The organism is Chitinimonas naiadis, assembly GCF_054780835.1.
The window spans coordinates 41,976-58,457 of sequence record NZ_BAAGVO010000006.1; the positions used below are offsets into that span (position 1 = coordinate 41,976).

Here is a 16,482-nt window from a genome sequence, read left to right on the forward strand (position 1 = left end):
AACGTGGGCCGTATCGCTTAGTTGCCGATGGGCAAGGTCATGATCGCTTGGACATAAGACGTGGTGCCGCGCGCGCCGTCCGTACGAACGGTGACTCGCAGCGCTACTGCCGTGACTGGTGCGGGTGCGAGACCACCGATGTTGTCATCGCCGCCATGGCTCTGATCGTAGTTGGCCGCTGCGGGGTCGTTCGGCGTATTGCTGAACTGCACACACCAGGCTTTGCTGGTAATGCCGTTCTGGGTGCAAAGCCGTTCGATGGTGGTAATCGTGCAGTTACCGGATGTCGCGTCATAACGGGCCAGCCCGGATTGGGCCGTGATGGCGGTGGCATCGGCCGCGCTCTTGCACAGACCGGTCGGGTTGCCGGCTGTCGCGGTCTGCGCGGGCAACAGGCGGTTGGGAATGCCGCTGGTTTTCAGGCAATTCATATCGGTGCCACACGCTGCGGGATGGGCCGTAGTGAATTCGGTGGGGTAGCGGGTCGCTGTGTAGTATTGGTCTACCGCGTTCCAGGAGACGTACTGCAAGACGGCTGGCGACCCCGTCAGGGCTTTGCTTTGCAGCAGGCCACCCGTTGAAATGAGCGCTTCTGCGGCGTCCAGTGCCCGATCACTGCTATGGATTGTGGATTGCCGGAACGCGATATTGCCGGCGATCTCGTTGGTGGAACTGATCGAGCGGACCAGGCTCAATCCCGTCAGGGTCAAGGCGACGAGGGCGATCAGCGCGATCAGTAAGGTCACGCCACGTTCCTGCCCTCTGGGGCGGTATGAGCGAGAGTAGATAAGCATAGTGTCGTGCGTCCTGTCAGGCCCGGTGGCCAGTCGTAGTTCCGGCGCAGCGCGGCCGGCCGTATATCCGTTCCCGCCGCTTGGGCGGGTGCACAAGGTCATCGCTCATAGTCGAGCGCATTCCAGATGCTGTTGCGCAGCGGCATGATGTTCATGAAGGTCTGGTAGCGGTAGCAGCGCCAGTCGGTGCCGGTACCCACGCTCAGGTCAATATCCTTGGTGTCGCCATTTGGCCAGGTAATGGTTCTGATGCTGGTGGGCGCGACCGTGGTGTTGGTGGCGCTGCAGTTGCCGCTGGTGTCTTTCTTTTCCGGCTGGGCACTACGGGTCACGACCAGGACCCGGATCGCACGAACCTGCTGAGCGCGCACGACGCCGCCATTGAGCTGTCCCATCTGGGTGGGCAGCCAATTGCCGGTTGCGTCCACCCAGGTGGTGACATTGCTGACCCGTGCCGGGTCTTGGGTATTGGTACGGTTAGGATCAATGCCGTACTGTGCCTGGATGTTGACAATGTCCTGCGACAGTTCGGTATCCAGTGTGGTGCTGGTATTGCGGTTGATATAGCCGGGGACGTTCAGTAAAGGCTGGGTGGCACTGGTCTGGTCATAGGTGTTGCCCAGCACCGCGCTGTAGTTGGAAAGCGTCTTGCCGTTGATGGTGTAAGTGTGCACCGTCAGCGTGCCCAGGTTCGATACCCAACTCGCGCCGGCCAGGCCTGCCGCCTGGTTAAACGCGCTACCGCTGGGGCACATGTCGGTTGTAAATGGTGAGACACCCTTTGCATTCGGCAGGCAGGGGCCGGTGCCGGTTTCCATAAACAGGCCAGTTGCTGTGGTCGGATTATTGTTGGTTACCTGAGCGAGCTGGCAGGTACGGTTAGTGGCATTCTGCAGTAGCAACAGGTCCCCCTGCTGCATGCCGACTGCCGAGGTCGGGGAGAACGTGGTGCCAGAGACGCTGCCGCTGTAGGGCACGGCTGTCTCGGAACTACTGTACATCACGCGGATGGCGTCAGGCGTGTACTGGTTGCCCCCCGTGGCGGTGCTGCCATCAGCAATCAGTACTGGCATCATGAGCTGCAGACCGATATTTGCCGGGCGGGTTGCTGTGGCGGCATTGGGCAGGAAGACCCCTGTGCCACTGCCAAGTGCGTAACCGGCGCTGAAGTCGCATCCCAGTCCTTGCCGGCCATACTGGAATCCCCAGCCTGCCTGTGTGATATCACGATCGAGCTCCTGCACCACGAACTGGCCGTTGGCAACGGCGTCAGATGCTGCGCCAGTGCTGCGGCGCTGTCCTTCATAGGCCTGGTAGGAGCGGAAAATCACTACCGTGGTCAAGAGGGCGACGACGATGCCGACCATGAGTTCGATCAGGCTGAAGCCACGCAAGCCCTTGGGCGTCAGGATGTGTTTCATTGTCTTGTTCTTTCCGGGGCCGACGGCATCAGGCGCTGGTGGTATAGCTGTGAGTCGTGGGTGAGGACGGCATCTTCCAGCGGACTGTGACGGAAATCTGTACCGTCGTCGGGCTGACCGTACACACGGGTGTAACGGTCGGCTGGTTGGTCGTGCTGGTCACGCCAGGCAGGCTGTTCTGCACGACCGAAGCCCAGGCGTTATAGGCCGTCGAACCCTGGGCATAGACGCTACAGGCATTGGCAAAGTCGCCAGACCAGACCTGGCTGATGTAGAGGTTGGCCAGATAGGCGGCCTGGACGCGGTACTTGGCGTCCTCTTCCAGCGCAACCGCCTTCGATTGCAGCGCCACCAGACCCAGTATGCCGACCGAGAAGATCAGGATGGCAACCAGGGACTCCAGCAGCATGATGCCGCGTTGCGAGGCCATGCCCTTGTGGCGAAGGTTTTGTCTTGTTGTATGCATGTCTTTCACCTTTAGCAGCGACGCGGATCATCGGTGGCGAGCGTGGTGCTCGGATCGCAGCGACGAATCTGGCCATTCTGGGTCACCGTAATGCGCAAGGGATGCAGGTCGGTGCTAGTGAGCGTGGAATTGGAGATGGTCATCCATACACCTGCCTGCACCTGTTCATTGACGCGGCCATACGGATTGAAGGTGATGGTATTGATCGTGGTGGCGGTAGCCGCTGCCGGCGTACCGTTGGCTAAGACCGACACCATACTCAGGTTGGAAGTCGCACCATTGGTTTGCTGCACCAGTGACTTCTTGAGTGTGCGCGGGGCCGTGGTATCGGACACGGCGACATCACACAAACCCGCCGGGTTGGCGAGGCTGACCACCCAGTTGGTGCTGGTGCTGCCAAGCGCGCAGCTGGCATTGAGCGTGCTGGTGAGCTGGAAGCGCACGGGGGTGTTGCGACGTATCGCCTCGGCGCGGGCGTAGCGCAGCCCGTCCTGGAGGCTGTCGGTCAGCGTGCGGATCTTGCTGTTTTCGACCCAGGTACGATAGCTCGGTACGCCGATGGCGGTCAGAACGCCGATGATGACCACTACCACCATCAATTCGAGCAGGGAAAAGCCCGCCGCGCTGCGACGGGTCGCTAGGCGAAGACGACTCATGGACAGGTCGCTCCTCTGCTGCTGATCCAGCAGTTCTGAGGTACGGTGGCGCCGACGAAGGCGGTGGTTGTTCGTACGTCAGCCTGGTTGATGGTGTACACGTAGGAACCCAGCGCACCCATGCCGCCGCCAGCTTTGGAGGTCGCGGTCAACGTAAAGCCCTGCGCGGTGGCATCCGGCACGCAGGTGTAGTCGAAGTATTTGGAGGGCTGGATCACGGTCGCGGTAGCCAGGTTGGCATTGCTGTAGTTGGCACAGGTTGTACTGGCCACGCCGTAATTTCGGGCATCCTGATAGAACTGTTCCATGCGTACGCGCTGATCCGACAAGGTACTGAAGGCTTCGGTTACCTTGGACTTGATCACGTACTGGTTGTATTGCGGTATGGCAATGGCCGCAAGAATTCCGATGATGGCAATGACAACCATCAGTTCAATAAGCGTAAAGCCAGCGGTGCGACGCATGGAATTCTCCCTTGTATGCAAGTGACATTATTCAGGTGTTGGGACAAATTGGCAAAAGCCAGCCGATGACAGGAACGGATCGGCGGACAAGTGGTTTAGCCGACGACGATATACGGCTAGTTTGACACGGGCATAAAAAAAGCCCCAGCAAGTGCTGGGGCTTTTTTGCGGCAGACAGCGCCTGGATGGGGATTACATACCCATGTCCATGCCGCCCATGCCACCCATGCCGCCGCCGGCAGCCGGGCCATCTTCCTTCGGCAGTTCGGCGATCATCGCATCGGTGGTCAGCAAGAGGCCGGCCACGCTGGCGGCGTACTGCAGTGCCGAGCGGGTAACCTTGGCCGGGTCCAGCACGCCTTGCTCAACCATGTCACCGTACTCGCCGGTGGCAGCGTTGTAGCCAAAGTTGCCCGTGCCTTCCAGCACCTTGTTGATCACCACGCTCGGCTCGTCGCCAGCGTTGGCAACGATCTGGCGCAGCGGTGCTTCGATCGCCTTCAGGACGATCTTCACGCCTTGTTCCTGGTCGTTGTTGCTGGTCTCAACCTTGCCCAGGTTGGCGCGGGCACGCAGCAGGGCTACGCCGCCGCCGGCCACGATGCCTTCTTCCACGGCAGCGCGGGTAGCGTGCAGGGCGTCTTCGACACGCGCCTTCTTTTCCTTCATTTCGACTTCGGTGGCGGCGCCAACCTTGATCACGGCAACACCGCCGGCCAGCTTGGCCTTGCGCTCTTGCAGCTTCTCACGGTCGTAGTCGCTGGTCGATTCCTCGATCTGCTTGTTGATCTGGGCAACGCGTGCCTGGATCAGATCAGCCTTGCCAGCGCCGTCGATGATGGTGGTGTTTTCCTTGCCGATCTCGACGCGCTTGGCTTGGCCCAGGTCAGCCAGGGTGGCCTTTTCCAGGGTCAGACCGATTTCTTCGGCGATCACGGTGCCGCCGGTCAGGGTGGCGATGTCTTCCAGCATGGCCTTGCGACGATCGCCAAAGCCAGGAGCCTTCACGGCCACGGTCTTCAGGATGCCGCGGATGTTGTTGACCACCAGGGTAGCCAGGGCTTCGCCTTCGACATCTTCAGCGATGATCAGCAGCGGACGACCGGCCTTGGCCACTTGCTCCAGTACCGGCAGTAGGTCGCGGATGTTGCTGATCTTCTTGTCGAACAGCAGCACGAACGGGTTGTCCAGCGAAGCGATCTGCTTTTCCGGATTGTTGATGAAGTACGGGCTCAGGTAGCCGCGGTCGAACTGCATGCCTTCCACGGTGTCCAGCTGGTTTTCCAGCGAGGAGCCGTCTTCCACGGTGATCACGCCTTCCTTGCCAACCTTGTCCATGGCGTTGGCAATGATCTGGCCGACATCTTCATCGCTATTGGCGGAGATGGAACCAACCTGGGCGATTTCCTTGGAGGTGGTGGTCGGCTTGGCGATCTTCTTCAGCTCGGCAACCAGGGCCACAACAGCCTTGTCGATGCCGCGCTTCAGGTCCGTCGGGTTGAAACCGGCGGTGACGTACTTCTGGCCTTCGTTGACGATGGCCTGGGCCAGCACGGTGGCTGTGGTGGTGCCGTCACCGGCGATGTCGGAGGTCTTGGAAGCTACTTCCTTGACCAGCTGGGCGCCCATGTTCTCGAACTTGTCCTTCAGTTCGATTTCCTTGGCGACGGACACCCCGTCCTTGGTGATGGTGGGGGCGCCGAAGGAGCGCTCGAGCACCACATTACGGCCCTTGGGGCCCAGGGTTACCTTGACCGCATCGGCCAGGATGTTCACGCCGTTGACCAGTTTTACGCGGGCGGAATCACCGAATTTGACTTCTTTAGCTGCCATTTTTTAGCTCTCCAGAATTCGTGGGGTTTAAGTCAGGGAGGGGAGCCGCTCAGGCTTCGACCACACCCATGATGTCTTCTTCGCGCATGACCAGCAGTTCGTTGCCGTCGACCTTGACGGTCTGGCCGCTGTACTTACCGAAGATCACCTTGTCGCCAGCCTTGACTTGCAAGGCGCGCACGGAACCGTTGTCCAGGATCTTGCCGGTACCGACGGACACGACTTCGCCCATATCGGGCTTCTCAGCCGCATTGCCTGGCAGAACGATGCCCGAGGCAGTTTTTTCTTCGGCTTCGACGCGCTTGATCACAACGCGATCGTGCAGGGGACGAATCTTCATGGTTTGCTCCTGTGGGTATATTCAGAATGCCGTAACAGGCAAAAATCATTGAGTTGATGATCGCTGTTAGCACTCTCTGCTAACGAGTGCTAATGATATGGGCGCTCAGTACCCATTTCAAGAGCGGGGTGTTTCAAACTGATGAAGTTTTCGCCGGGCGGGTAAGGGAGTGGCAGCGGGGCGGTAGGTTCCCGTGGTCGCCAAGGACTGGGCCGGCAGCGGCGCGATGACGCCACCGCCAGCCCGCAGTTCACCGGTCAGGCGGCTTTTTCCAGCGCAACGTCCTTGGCTGTATGGGTTGCCCATTCAATCGGCAACGGTGCGTCGCCGGTCGCATAGCGCGCTTCACCGAGCAAGGAATTGACGATGGTGGCACCGCGCCAGGCGGCCAGGCTCAGTTGCGGGTCGGCGATGCCATGGCTGTAGCGACCACCGTTCTGCACATAGATGCGATGCTGGGTCGGACCATCCCAACCTACCGAGAAATCCCGTTGCAGCAGGAAACGTCCTTCCGGGTCGAGGTCGAGCCGGTCGTGCAGGGGTTCCAGGCAGCCCGGCAGCTTGGTCAGGTAGCCGGTGGCGAGGATGACCACGTCGGCATCGATGCGGTCGGTGCGGCCGTCGAAGCCGTTGTGTGCCGCCAGCGACCAGCCACCCGCCGCATGGGTATCCATGGCCTGGACTTCGCGGTGCGGCAGGATGCGCAGCTTTTGCGCAGTCCCTGTCAGAAAGCCATCGGTATAGAGGGTCTGATAGAGCTGCTTCAGCGTCTCGGGCGAGATACCGTCGCCAGCCAGCTTCTGCCGCTCGACAATGGCGGGCTTGCGCGCCATTGGCAGGCGATGGAAGGCATCGACATAGCTGGGGGTGAAGAACTCGTTCGAGAACGGTGTCTCTTCCAGCGCTTCCAGCGTTTGCCGGCGGGATAGCCAACTGATGGATGCCGCCTCGCCACGCTGGCCGGACAACAGGTCCAGCACGACCTCGGCGCCGCTCTGACCACCGCCGATCACGGCCACCCGCAGCCCCCGCACGTCCGGCACCTTGGCCAGGTAGCGGTGGGTATGCAGGCAGCGGGGATGGTGATGGGCGCGGGCCCATTCCGGGATGCGCGGCGTCGTGCCGGTCGCCACCACCAGATGCCTGGCTTGGGCCTCGCCCTGGGCGAAGCGCAGTCGGAAGTGGCCGTCGCTGAAGCCGACCTCTTGCACCTCATGGTTCAGGCGCAGATTGGGCAGCTTCTCCGCCACCCACTTCAGGTAGTCGGCAAATTCACGTCGCTCCACATGGCTGAACTCGGCATTGATAAAGCGGTAGAAACGCCGGTGGGCCACCAGGTAGGCGAGGAAGGAATAGGCACTGGTGGGATCAGCCGCGGTGACCAGGTCCTTCAGGAAAGAGGTTTGCAGCTTGGCACCCGCCAGCATCATGCCGGGGTGCCAGTCGAAATGTTCGCGCTTGTCGAAAAAGGCGCTGCGGATATGGTCCAGCGGTGCCAGCAGAGCGGCAACGCTGAGATTGAAAGGGCCGGCACCGATGCCGGCGACGTCGAGTTGCTGGGACATGATTGCTTCCTCCTGGAACGTGAATCGCAGGTTCATGGGCGAACGACCGATGGACTGGCCGATCGCCTGTTTAGGTTTATGGCGCGAACAGCAGCGGGTTGGGCAACGCGGGCCCAAGTGCATGAATGGGGCGGCTGGCCGTATCGGCATAGCCGGCGGCGAATCGCGCCCGGTTGAGCGACAGCCGCGGCATGGTCGGGGCGAACAGGTCGAGTTCGGCGAACCGCGCTGCCAGGGCCGGGTGGTCGGCCTGGTAGCGCTGCAACCGCTCGGCCAGCAAGGCGTAGAACTGATCCTCGGCCAGGACATCCGCCGTTTCCAGTTGCGACGCCATGAAGCGGAACACGCTCGCGAACAGGCCGGTCCACAGGTTGTGGACCAGATAGGGCGACGGCATGGTCGGCAGGGCGTGCCACACCGAGGTGGCCAAGCCCTCTGGCTGGGCCCAGTCCGATTCGCTGCGGAACAGGTCGCCCTGGTAGTCCTTGAGCAGGACGCCGGCCGGAATCTCGTTCTCGAAACGCAGCATCAGGTTCTGACCATGGGCGATAAAGCCCAGGCCATAGCGCGCCTGCAGGTGGTAGAGCGGCACCACGGCCATGTCGAACAGCTGGATAAGCCAGCTGCGCGCATCGAGGCCCGAGGCCCGGATCAGCGCCACGACCAGCGGCTGGCCGGCGTCGTCCTGCTGCTGCAGCACCGCCGCCATCAGGATGCGCTGTTCGCTGCCGCGATGCGCTTCGGTGCTATCACGCCAGACCGCGCCCAGCATCTCGTCAAGCTGGTAGGGTACGCCGGGCAGGGCGTGGTAGAGCGGATGGGGCACAAAGGCGGTAGCGGGTTCGGCCAAGGCTTGGGTACGGCATTGCACCAGCAACGGGTCCTGCGCCAGCAGCACCTGCAACCAGTCGGACAAGGCCGGCGTGATGGCCAGGTAACGCGCCGGCAGGCCCCGGTAGGCCGAGGTGTTGAGGATGGTCAGCGGCAACTTCAGATTGGGTTGCGTGGGCCGGTCGACATTGCTGAGCGTGCGCAGCGATTGCTGTGGCGTGTAGCGGTCGCCCGCCTCGCCCAGCGAGATCAGTTGGCCACTGGCCAGCAGGTCGGCAAACTGCGTGGCGATCATGCCTTGCCACTGCCAGGGATGGACCGGCAGCAGCCAGTATTGGCCGGCCTCGCGGCTCGTCGCTTCCAGCAGGGCGCGCAGGCGGGTGCGCTCGGCTTCGTCGCAACTGGCCGCCAGCAAGCGGTCACCGTCCCAGCCTGGCGCGCAAACGGGCTGGGCCAGCGAGCGATGGACTGCCAGCCAGTGCACGCGGAAGGCGGGTGCCAGCTCCGGTCCATAGCGTCGGTTGTCGTCCTGGCTCCAACCAACCCGGCCTTTGGATGGTATGGCCTTGGGATGGCCGTCGAGCAGGCTCTGCAGCCTGTCGCCCGGCAAGGCCAGCCAGTCCCGGGCCGACAAACCACGCCGCGCGGCCAGCATCTGCACATCGGCCGAGAGCGTATTGAGTGTCTCCCGCAGGTAGTTGGCCAGGGTCACCGGAGGCAGCGCCAGCGGTGCCAGGATGTCGGCCAGCATGGCCGCCGTATCGAGCGGCGGCTGGCCGTCACTGATCCTGACGACGCTGCCCGTCACGATGACCGGCTGCCCCCAGCGGTTGAGCCTGCCGAGCCAGCGGTAGCCGCCAGCGGCGGAAGGCAGGCTGAACACAGTCTTGTCACGCGCGGCACCCGGCGTGCTTTCCGGTTCGATTACGCCTTCGTAGCTGAGCTCGGACAAGGCCTTTTCTATCATCCTTCGATTGGCCAGTTGCCAGAGCGAGGCATCGGTCTCCTTGGCCGCATCCTGCAGATGCTGCGTCGTCATGGTGTTCATTCCTCACCCCACGGGCCGTATTGTTCGGCGAATGCTTCGCGCTCGAGCACCACCATGGCGGCCCGCTTGTGCGGGAAGTTGAACTCCTTGAGCTTGCCGAAGCCCTGGCTCTGCAGGTAGGCAATGAAGCGGGCATTGTCGACACGCGGTTCGCCGACGATGCGCTGGGTGCGAGGGTCGTCCAGGAACAGGTAGTGGCTGACCGCCCGCATCCAGACCACGACCTTGGCGGGGCCGCGGTGGCGGCTGTTGCCGACCAGCACATGGCAGCCCCGGTCGAAATCCTGCACGTCGTAGTACGGCGCCAGCCGGTCCTCCTTCGCCCAGTAGGTCTCGAAGTAGGCAAAGGGCTCACCGTCGAATTCACCGATCAGCGGCAACACCTTGGGGTCGTCGATCTGCGCCTGCAGATAGGTCGCGTGCGATTCGCGATCACCTGCCAGCTCCCAGAAGCGGTGCACGCGATCCTGGTTCATCCAGTCATGGAAGGCATCGATATCGCGGGCAGTTTCCGCCACCCGCAGCGTGAAGGTGCTGTCCAGCGATGGCAGGTAGCGACGGTAGACCACGCCGTGCGGCTTGGGCGCGCGGCGCGGGTGGCGCTTCTCTCCGGTCATCACGTACTGCAGGGCGATGCCGGCCGAACTCGGTGTGGTCAGCCACAGGTCGGGTTGCTGCCAGAAGGTCATGCGATCGCAGCGCAACTGCCAGGCGCCGGCCTCGGCATGCTTTTCCGCGGCGATGCCGGCACGCACGGCGGCGACCGCGAAGTCGCGGGTGCAGACCAGTTCCAGCGTGACTTGCTGCAGGCCGGGCTGATGGCAGAACAGCTCGGCCAACAGCGACAACAGGGCCTTGGGATGCGGTTCCAGCGGCAGGTCGCCACTCAAGCGGATCTGTTCCGGGCTGGTCTGGGTCACGGTGAACTGGGCGATGATCTCGTTGCTGATCAGCAGGATGTAGCGGTCGTCCAGGCGCTGGGCGCGGGCCTCGCGGCCATTGGGCAGGGTCAGGATGTAGGTGCTCATGGCAGATATCTCTCAGTGGACGGGCTGGGCCGGCTTGACGGCAATGGGGTTGGACAGCGGCACATAGGAGCGGAAGGAGCCTTCCGGCTGTGTCGTTTCATTCAGATCGGCAAAACAGATCATGAAATTGCCCTTGCTCATCAGCTCGGGCGAATCCAGCAGGTAATCGATGAAATGCGGGTACTTCAGCGGTTCGCTACGCAAGCCCTGCAGGAAGGTCCGCATACGGGCCGCCAGCGTGGCTTCGGCGACCACGCCGTCTGCGCCCAGCGTGGCCACCAGGTTCAGCACGTTGTTGACGATCAGGTAGTAGCCAAACAGCCGGTTGGTCATCGGCTCGTCAAACGCCAGCTCGCTGGCCGCCTCGATGCCGGGCACCTCGTTCGCCAGCGCGGCGATGGTCTCGGTACGGAAGGTCGTACCCTGGCAATCACGGAACCAGAATCCTGCCGGCCAGCCGTCTTCGAGTGACAGCACGGTGTTCTGCTGATGGGCGCTGAACAAAAAGCCGTAGTCGGCCTGGGCGATCAGGAACGGTTTCAGCGCTACCGCCAGGAAGCGGTCGAACCATTCGATGGCCACCTCGGCGGACGGACGCTGCTGTTGCTGGGCGAGGGAGTGGATCAACCGGGTGGCCATGGACGGCGCACCGTCCACGCCATCCTGGCAGAAGGTCGCCATGACGTAGGCGGTGGTGCCGGGCGGGAAGGGATTGTCGCGGAAGATGACAAAACTCTCCGCCAGTGGCTCGCCGTCAGGCGTCAGCAGCGCCAGCGCGGCGCTCTCATGCAGGATGCCCAGGCTGGGGCAGCGCTGCTGCAGGTCGCGACCCAGTTGGCTGGCAAACGCACCGTGGATCAGTCGGCCACGGCTGACCTCGGCCAATTGCAGCACGCGCTTGGAGTTGGTCAGGCGCACCGACAGCGAGAACTTGAGCATGGCCGGCGCATGCGGCGCGTAGACCGTGCGCAGCGAGGAAGTCGGGAACCAGTCGGTACCGATCTCGCCCAGGTCCACCAGGGCGTTGCGTTCGCGCCAGTACCGGTAGGTGGCGGTCTGTCGCAGTACCTGTGCCTGCCAGGGATGGACCGGTAGCCAATGCCAGCCGTTGCTGACGGGATAGTCGGCCGCCATCGTGGCGAGCGCAGGGTCGCTGGCGACCAGGGCGTCAAGCTGCGCCATCGCTGGTACCGCGCCAACATCGGTGGTCCAGAGTGCCTCGCCGCGTACGGCAAACCAGGCGAGCGGCGTCCGGCCGCCGAACTCCGGGCTGTAGCGGGCCAGGTCGGCGGGCGTGAATTCATCGCGGCTCTTGGGTGTGGGGTGGACGGCATGACCGTAGACCAGGCCCTGTTCGGCGGCCAGGTAGTCCGCAGCCGGCCAGGCCAGTGCGGCCAGCTCGGTGCGGCGGCTGGATTCGGCTGCCAGCAGATTGGCCGCGCTGTCGAGCACCCGGCGCAGGAACAGACGTCGGGCTGTGTCGCAGGTGCCTGGGGCCAGCGTTGGTTCACCAGCCAGTAGCGCGACCGCCTGGGCAAAGTCGAGGCGGAATGCGGCTCCCTGGCTGGGCGCAAAATGCAGGCTGCCCTCGAAGCGATGACGGCCGGCGGGCGAAAAGTGCTGCAAGGGCACGATCAGCGTGCCGGCGGGACGGGTGAGCGGCAGGCAGAGTGCACCTCCCTGACCGTGCAGGGCACCATCTCCGGCTTGCTGCCGCTGGGCCTGTGGCCATTCCCGCCACAAGGCGTTCATGAATGCCGCGAGCGAAGCGACTTCGCTGCGGATATTGTGGTTGTCCATCTTTCCTCCTGATGTCATGCAATCGGCATGCTTTTTAAGCCTAAACGATTATGATTCTTATTTGCAAACAAGCGTTCGATCATTACAATGCGGCCGCCATGCCAACGTGGCGGCAAAACACGATATCGGGAGCGAAATTGACGAGTGCAAGCAGTAGCACTTTGGCGGCGGGAATAGCGCCAGCCGTGCCGGAACGGGCAGGCAAGGCAGATGGCAGGACGCAGCTGGTGCTGGCGATCGCCGCACTGGTGATGGGGCTGGGACAGACGACACTGTTCACCTTCCTGCCGCTGCTGATGCAGCAGACCGGCCTGAGCCTCGGCCGGATCACGGCGGCTTTCGCGGTTGGGTCCGCCCTGTTCTTGCTGGGTGCACCGCTCTGGAGCCGCCTGTCCGACCGCCTGGGTCGACGTTGCGTCGTGGCGGTGGCGCTCGCGGGATTTGCGCTCAGCCATGGCTTGCTGCTGTGGCAGATGGGCCAGGGTTCGTCCTGGGCGGCGCAAGGAGAGGTCTTGCTGCTGGGCCGGGTGATCTATGGCCTGACCGTATCGGGGCTGGTCCCCACTTGCCAGGCCTGGCTTGCCGACCTAACCGCCGCCGAGCACAGGCTGGGTTCCCTGTCGCGGTTCTCCGCCGGGCTTACGCTCGGCCGCCTGCTCGGCCCCGCCCTGGCGGCGGCCAGCCTGTGGCTGAGCCCGCAGGGGCCGCTCTGGCTGGTCGCCCTGGCGGCCTGGCCTGCGCTGCTGGTGCTGCCGCTGGCAACGACCCCGACGGCATCTTCCGCCGCCAGGACCAAGGTCCGTTTCGATTGGCGCCCGCTAGGCATCTGGCTGGGCTTCGCGCTGGCCATGCAGATGGCACTGGGGCAAGTGCAATACACCATCGGGCCATCACTCGCCCTGCGCTTCGGCCTGGATGCGACGGCGGCTTCCGCCCAACTCGGCTGGATGCTGACCGCGAGCGCGGTGGTGGTGATGGTGCTGCAACTCTGGCTGGTACCACGCTGCAAGGCCGGGCGCGGCCTCTTGCTGGCCGGTGGCCTTGCCATGGTGTTGGCAGGGCTGCTGTTTGCGCTGGCTCAATCGATCCTGCTTGTCTGGCTGGGCTTTATCGCCCTGGGGACAGCGGCGGCGCTGCTGGTCCCGACCTACACCACGCTGGCTTCGCTGGCGACCGGCCAGCCAGGCCAGTCGCGGGTGGCTGGCGTACTCGCTGCGGCCCACACGGTGGGTTTCTCGCTGGCTGCCAGTCTGGCCGGCTTGCTGTTCGGCTGGTGGGCGCCCGCGCCATTCTGGCTGACAGCGACCCTGGGCTTGGGTGTGCTGATCGCGGCGACGACGCTGTCGCTACCGCGGCGTAGCGCGGACTAGCATCACGTGCGGTGCCGCCAACCGGCCGCCAGCAGGCACGCCCAGCCCGCCAGCAGCAACAGGCCACCGAGCGGCGTCACCATGCCGAGCTTGGGTGTACCCGTCAGCACCAGCAGGTAAAGACTGCCGGAAAACAAGAGCGTACCCACGGTAAAGCAGCGGCCAGCCCAACGCCCCAACGTACCCAGATGGCTGGCCAGCGCCGCCAGACCCAGCAAGGCCAGGCTGTGCAGCATCTGGTAGTGCACACCCGTCTGGAAGACCTCCAGATAGGCCGGGGTCAGCGTGGCTTTCAGGCCATGCGCGGCAAAGGCGCCGAGTGCGACGCCGGTAAAGCCGCCGAGTGCGGCAAGGATGAGCCAGGGACGATGCATGGAAGAGAGGCCTGTGTATGCAAAACGCGCAGGCTACGCGAAAGCCTGCGCGTTTGCAGCCGTCGGCGACCGGCTCCGAGCTGGATACGGCCGATGATCAGGCCAGCAGCAGATAACCGCCCGCCAGGCTGGCCAGGACGCCGAAGCCCCGTTGCCAACGGCCCTGGCCGCGCGCGATGTGGCCAAACAGGAGGCCGGCCAGATGCAGGCCCGCCGTGGCGAACAGAAAGCCGGCAGCGTAGCCCCAGGGGCTGCTGTCATGGGGCAATTCGCCACCATGGGCAATGCCGTGCGTCAGCGCAGCCAGACCGCAGGCGACGGCGCCGAGCCAGGTCGGCAGCGTACGTGCCAGGGTGATCAACAGACCGAAGGCGATGACACTGACGGCGATGGCCGTCTCGGTGAACCCGAGCGTCAAGCCGGCCATGCCGAGCGTGCCGCCGATCGCCATGGTCGCGACAAAGCTCAATGGCAAGGCCCAGATATGCCGGCCTCCCTGCTGGGCTGACCAGACCCCCACGGCAAACATGGCAAGCAGATGGTCCCAGCCCAATAGCGGGTGGCTGAATCCGGCGACAAAACCATGCACATGATCGCCCCCGCTGTGGGCGAAGGAGGGGAGGGCGCAAACGCCAGCCAACAGGACTGGCAGCCAACGGTGGATACTGGATGTCATGCATTGCTCCCGATTTTATTGTGCGACCAGCATGCCGCGGGTTTCGATGGTGTGGATGATTTCGGCCAGGCCGTGACCGATCTTCAGGTTGCTGAAGATAAAGGGGCGCTCGCCTCGCATCTTGCGGGCGTCGACCTCCATCACTTCCAGCGAGGCCCCCACGTGCGGTGCGAGGTCGATCTTGTTGATCACCAGCAGGTCGGACTTGCAGATGCCCGGGCCGCCCTTGCGGGGGATCTTCTCGCCGGCCGCCACGTCGATCACGTAGATGGTGAAATCCGAGAGTTCGGGGCTGAAGGTCGCCGCCAGGTTGTCGCCGCCGGATTCGACAAACACCACGTCGAGTTCGGGGAAGCGGCCATGCAGTCGCGCCACGGCCTCGAGGTTGATGGAGGCGTCTTCCCGGATGGCGGTATGGGGGCAGCCGCCGGTTTCCACGCCCAGGATGCGTTCTGGCGGCAAGGCATCGTTCTTGACCAGGAAGGCGGCGTCTTCCTGGGTGTAGATATCGTTGGTGACGGCGGCCACCTCGTACTTGTCACGCAAGGCGCGGCACAGCGCCAACGTGAGGGCGGTCTTGCCGGAGCCGACCGGGCCGCCGATGCCGACGCGCAGGGGAGTCTTGTTCATGGATGGATTTCCTCGATGGGCGCCGCCACGGGGATCAAGGGCTTGCGCATATTGCGATAGGTGGGAAGCAGATAGCCTTCGTGCGTGCCGAAGCTGGCGTGCTGATAGCCGCGCTGGCGGTAGTAAGCCTGCTGGGCTTCCAGGACGAGCCGCACCGACAGGCAGGTTGCGCTGGCGCCCTGGGCCAGCGCCCACGCTTCCACCGCTGCCAGCAAGGCGTGGCCTATGCCCTGGCCGCGGCAGCCAGGCAGTACCGACAGGCGATCCAGATAGACCTCCTGCTGCTTGCGACGCAGGAAGACACAACCCACCACTTCGCCTGCCTGCTCGGCGACGATGGCTTGGGCGTGCGCCAGTTCGGCGCGGACCACCTCGATGGTCTTGCGTTCGGCGCTCGACGGTGGGTCCAGCCGGCCTGCGTACTGGGCGAACGCGCTGCAGATGACATTGAGCATGGCCGGCAGGTCAGCCTCGGCATAGGGGCGCAGGGTGTAGGTGGTGGGGGTCATGAGCGGAACAATCGGCTGTATTGGGATTCGTGGTGGCAACTGGCCAGGGCAAAGCCGGGTGCCAGGTTGTGCCAGTGAGCTTCCGGCAGCAGGCCGGCCCGGCAGGCGACCTCGCCGGCTTGCGGCATCAGCCGCGACAGCAGGGTCTGGCCGGCAACCTGACCGAGCGGCAGCGCCTTCATCAGCACCATCACCTGGTTTTCCAGCCAACTCCACAGATAGGCGGTCAGCGCTTGTTCGGGGGGGATACCCCAATCACTGGCCGCCAGCGCGTACAGGCTGGGCCAGCAGGGCGAGGCAAGCGCGGCTGCCTGCTCGCGCGCCACCGGCGAAAGATCGGGCAGGCGTGCCAGCAACTGCTGCATCGAGTAACCCATCTGCAGCGTCTCGGCCCGCAGCTCGGCGGACTCACGGCTGGCGAGATATTCTCGGTTCAGTCGCCAGGCCTCCGCATCGGCACGGGTTTGCCAGGCGGCCATCAGCGCAGACAGCAGTGGCACTTCGTAATGGGCCAGGTTCAACTGCAGCAGGTCGCTGATCCAGCGCTCCGCACCGGTGGCATCCTTGACCGTGCCGGATTCGATGGCCCATTCCAGCCCCTGCGAATAGCTGTAGGCGCCGACAGGCAGCGCAGGGCTGGCCAGGCGCAATAGCTGCAGCAGGGCGACGGTCTGCAT

The 16,482-nt window shown here is 63.8% G+C and carries 17 protein-coding genes; 1 reads left to right on the plus strand and 16 read right to left on the minus strand.

What is annotated here, in order from left to right:
* Positions 1-17 precede the first annotated feature (17 nt).
* From ACYVHK_RS19435 to ACYVHK_RS19485, 11 genes are all read right to left on the minus strand, one after another.
* The gene (locus tag ACYVHK_RS19435) at positions 18-746 is read right to left on the minus strand and encodes a pilus assembly PilX family protein (RefSeq protein ID WP_460535531.1); all 729 of its coding nucleotides are present in this window, start codon (positions 744-746) and stop codon (positions 18-20) included.
* Between the two features lie 146 nt (positions 747-892).
* Positions 893-2,215: a PilW family protein gene (locus tag ACYVHK_RS19440; protein ID WP_460535533.1), complete on the minus strand. Its 1,323-nt coding sequence runs from the start codon at positions 2,213-2,215 to the stop codon at positions 893-895.
* A gap of 28 nt (positions 2,216-2,243) precedes the next feature.
* Positions 2,244-2,681 (minus strand): type IV pilus modification PilV family protein, encoded by a 438-nt coding sequence (locus ACYVHK_RS19445; RefSeq protein WP_460535535.1) that lies wholly within the window; start codon positions 2,679-2,681, stop codon positions 2,244-2,246.
* 11 nt (positions 2,682-2,692) lie between these two features.
* A complete protein-coding gene (locus tag ACYVHK_RS19450) occupies positions 2,693-3,337 on the minus strand; it encodes a pilus assembly FimT family protein (RefSeq protein WP_460535537.1) in 645 nt (214 codons plus the stop codon).
* Positions 3,334-3,801, minus strand: coding sequence for a type IV pilin protein (locus ACYVHK_RS19455; RefSeq protein WP_460535539.1), 468 nt, complete (start codon positions 3,799-3,801; stop codon positions 3,334-3,336). The genes ACYVHK_RS19450 and ACYVHK_RS19455 overlap by 4 nt, the downstream gene beginning before the upstream one ends.
* 192 nt (positions 3,802-3,993) lie before the next feature.
* On the minus strand, positions 3,994-5,634 hold the full coding sequence (gene groL, locus ACYVHK_RS19460) for a chaperonin GroEL (protein WP_460535542.1): 1,641 nt from the start codon (positions 5,632-5,634) through the stop codon (positions 3,994-3,996).
* Between the two features lie 49 nt (positions 5,635-5,683).
* Positions 5,684-5,974 (minus strand): co-chaperone GroES, encoded by a 291-nt coding sequence (groES, locus tag ACYVHK_RS19465; RefSeq protein WP_460535544.1) that lies wholly within the window; start codon positions 5,972-5,974, stop codon positions 5,684-5,686.
* A 257-nt stretch (positions 5,975-6,231) separates the two neighbouring features.
* The gene (locus tag ACYVHK_RS19470; RefSeq protein ID WP_460535546.1) at positions 6,232-7,539 is read right to left on the minus strand and encodes a lysine N(6)-hydroxylase/L-ornithine N(5)-oxygenase family protein; all 1,308 of its coding nucleotides are present in this window, start codon (positions 7,537-7,539) and stop codon (positions 6,232-6,234) included.
* Positions 7,540-7,615: 76 nt separating this feature from the next.
* On the minus strand, positions 7,616-9,409 hold the full coding sequence (locus ACYVHK_RS19475; protein WP_460535549.1) for an IucA/IucC family protein: 1,794 nt from the start codon (positions 9,407-9,409) through the stop codon (positions 7,616-7,618).
* Between the two features lie 5 nt (positions 9,410-9,414).
* Positions 9,415-10,446, minus strand: a complete 1,032-nt coding sequence (locus ACYVHK_RS19480; RefSeq protein WP_460535551.1) for a GNAT family N-acetyltransferase — start codon at positions 10,444-10,446, stop codon at positions 9,415-9,417.
* Positions 10,447-10,458: 12 nt separating this feature from the next.
* Entirely contained in the window at positions 10,459-12,246 is a 1,788-nt protein-coding gene (locus ACYVHK_RS19485) for an IucA/IucC family protein (protein WP_460535553.1), read from the minus strand.
* A 185-nt stretch (positions 12,247-12,431) separates the two neighbouring features.
* Between ACYVHK_RS19485 and ACYVHK_RS19490 the strand changes: the two genes are divergently transcribed.
* A complete protein-coding gene (locus ACYVHK_RS19490; protein WP_460535555.1) occupies positions 12,432-13,616 on the plus strand; it encodes an MFS transporter in 1,185 nt (394 codons plus the stop codon).
* A gap of 2 nt (positions 13,617-13,618) precedes the next feature.
* On the opposite strand, the gene ACYVHK_RS19495 is transcribed toward ACYVHK_RS19490, so the two are convergent.
* The 5 genes from ACYVHK_RS19495 to ACYVHK_RS19515 all read right to left on the minus strand — a co-directional run bounded on the left by ACYVHK_RS19495 (position 13,619) and on the right by ACYVHK_RS19515 (position 16,482).
* Positions 13,619-13,990, minus strand: a complete 372-nt coding sequence (locus ACYVHK_RS19495; RefSeq protein ID WP_460535558.1) for a DUF423 domain-containing protein — start codon at positions 13,988-13,990, stop codon at positions 13,619-13,621.
* A gap of 97 nt (positions 13,991-14,087) precedes the next feature.
* On the minus strand, positions 14,088-14,666 hold the full coding sequence (locus tag ACYVHK_RS19500; protein ID WP_460535561.1) for a HupE/UreJ family protein: 579 nt from the start codon (positions 14,664-14,666) through the stop codon (positions 14,088-14,090).
* Between the two features lie 15 nt (positions 14,667-14,681).
* Positions 14,682-15,296, minus strand: a complete 615-nt coding sequence (gene ureG, locus ACYVHK_RS19505) for an urease accessory protein UreG (RefSeq protein ID WP_460535563.1) — start codon at positions 15,294-15,296, stop codon at positions 14,682-14,684.
* The gene (locus tag ACYVHK_RS19510) at positions 15,293-15,805 is read right to left on the minus strand and encodes a GNAT family N-acetyltransferase (protein ID WP_460535565.1); all 513 of its coding nucleotides are present in this window, start codon (positions 15,803-15,805) and stop codon (positions 15,293-15,295) included. Before ACYVHK_RS19510 ends, ureG begins: the two co-directional genes overlap by 4 nt.
* Positions 15,802-16,482 (minus strand): urease accessory protein UreF, encoded by a 681-nt coding sequence (locus ACYVHK_RS19515; protein WP_460535567.1) that lies wholly within the window; start codon positions 16,480-16,482, stop codon positions 15,802-15,804. Before ACYVHK_RS19515 ends, ACYVHK_RS19510 begins: the two co-directional genes overlap by 4 nt.

Bases quoted from the DNA above. Each gene is read 5' to 3' on its own strand.
- ACYVHK_RS19440 (WP_460535533.1), bottom strand. From the start codon at position 2,215: ATGAAACACATCCTGACGCCCAAGGGCTTGCGTGGCTTCAGCCTGATC.
- ACYVHK_RS19445 (WP_460535535.1), bottom strand. From the start codon at position 2,681: ATGCATACAACAAGACAAAACCTTCGCCACAAGGGCATGGCCTCGCAA.
- ACYVHK_RS19450 (WP_460535537.1), bottom strand. From the start codon at position 3,337: ATGAGTCGTCTTCGCCTAGCGACCCGTCGCAGCGCGGCGGGCTTTTCC.
- ACYVHK_RS19455 (WP_460535539.1), bottom strand. From the start codon at position 3,801: ATGCGTCGCACCGCTGGCTTTACGCTTATTGAACTGATGGTTGTCATT.
- groL (WP_460535542.1), bottom strand. From the start codon at position 5,634: ATGGCAGCTAAAGAAGTCAAATTCGGTGATTCCGCCCGCGTAAAACTG.
- groES (WP_460535544.1), bottom strand. From the start codon at position 5,974: ATGAAGATTCGTCCCCTGCACGATCGCGTTGTGATCAAGCGCGTCGAA.
- ACYVHK_RS19470 (WP_460535546.1), bottom strand. From the start codon at position 7,539: ATGTCCCAGCAACTCGACGTCGCCGGCATCGGTGCCGGCCCTTTCAAT.
- ACYVHK_RS19475 (WP_460535549.1), bottom strand. From the start codon at position 9,409: ATGACGACGCAGCATCTGCAGGATGCGGCCAAGGAGACCGATGCCTCG.
- ACYVHK_RS19480 (WP_460535551.1), bottom strand. From the start codon at position 10,446: ATGAGCACCTACATCCTGACCCTGCCCAATGGCCGCGAGGCCCGCGCC.
- ACYVHK_RS19485 (WP_460535553.1), bottom strand. From the start codon at position 12,246: ATGGACAACCACAATATCCGCAGCGAAGTCGCTTCGCTCGCGGCATTC.
- ACYVHK_RS19495 (WP_460535558.1), bottom strand. From the start codon at position 13,990: ATGCATCGTCCCTGGCTCATCCTTGCCGCACTCGGCGGCTTTACCGGC.
- ACYVHK_RS19500 (WP_460535561.1), bottom strand. From the start codon at position 14,666: ATGACATCCAGTATCCACCGTTGGCTGCCAGTCCTGTTGGCTGGCGTT.
- ureG (WP_460535563.1), bottom strand. From the start codon at position 15,296: ATGAACAAGACTCCCCTGCGCGTCGGCATCGGCGGCCCGGTCGGCTCC.
- ACYVHK_RS19510 (WP_460535565.1), bottom strand. From the start codon at position 15,805: ATGACCCCCACCACCTACACCCTGCGCCCCTATGCCGAGGCTGACCTG.
- ACYVHK_RS19515 (WP_460535567.1), bottom strand. From the start codon at position 16,482: ATGCAGACCGTCGCCCTGCTGCAGCTATTGCGCCTGGCCAGCCCTGCG.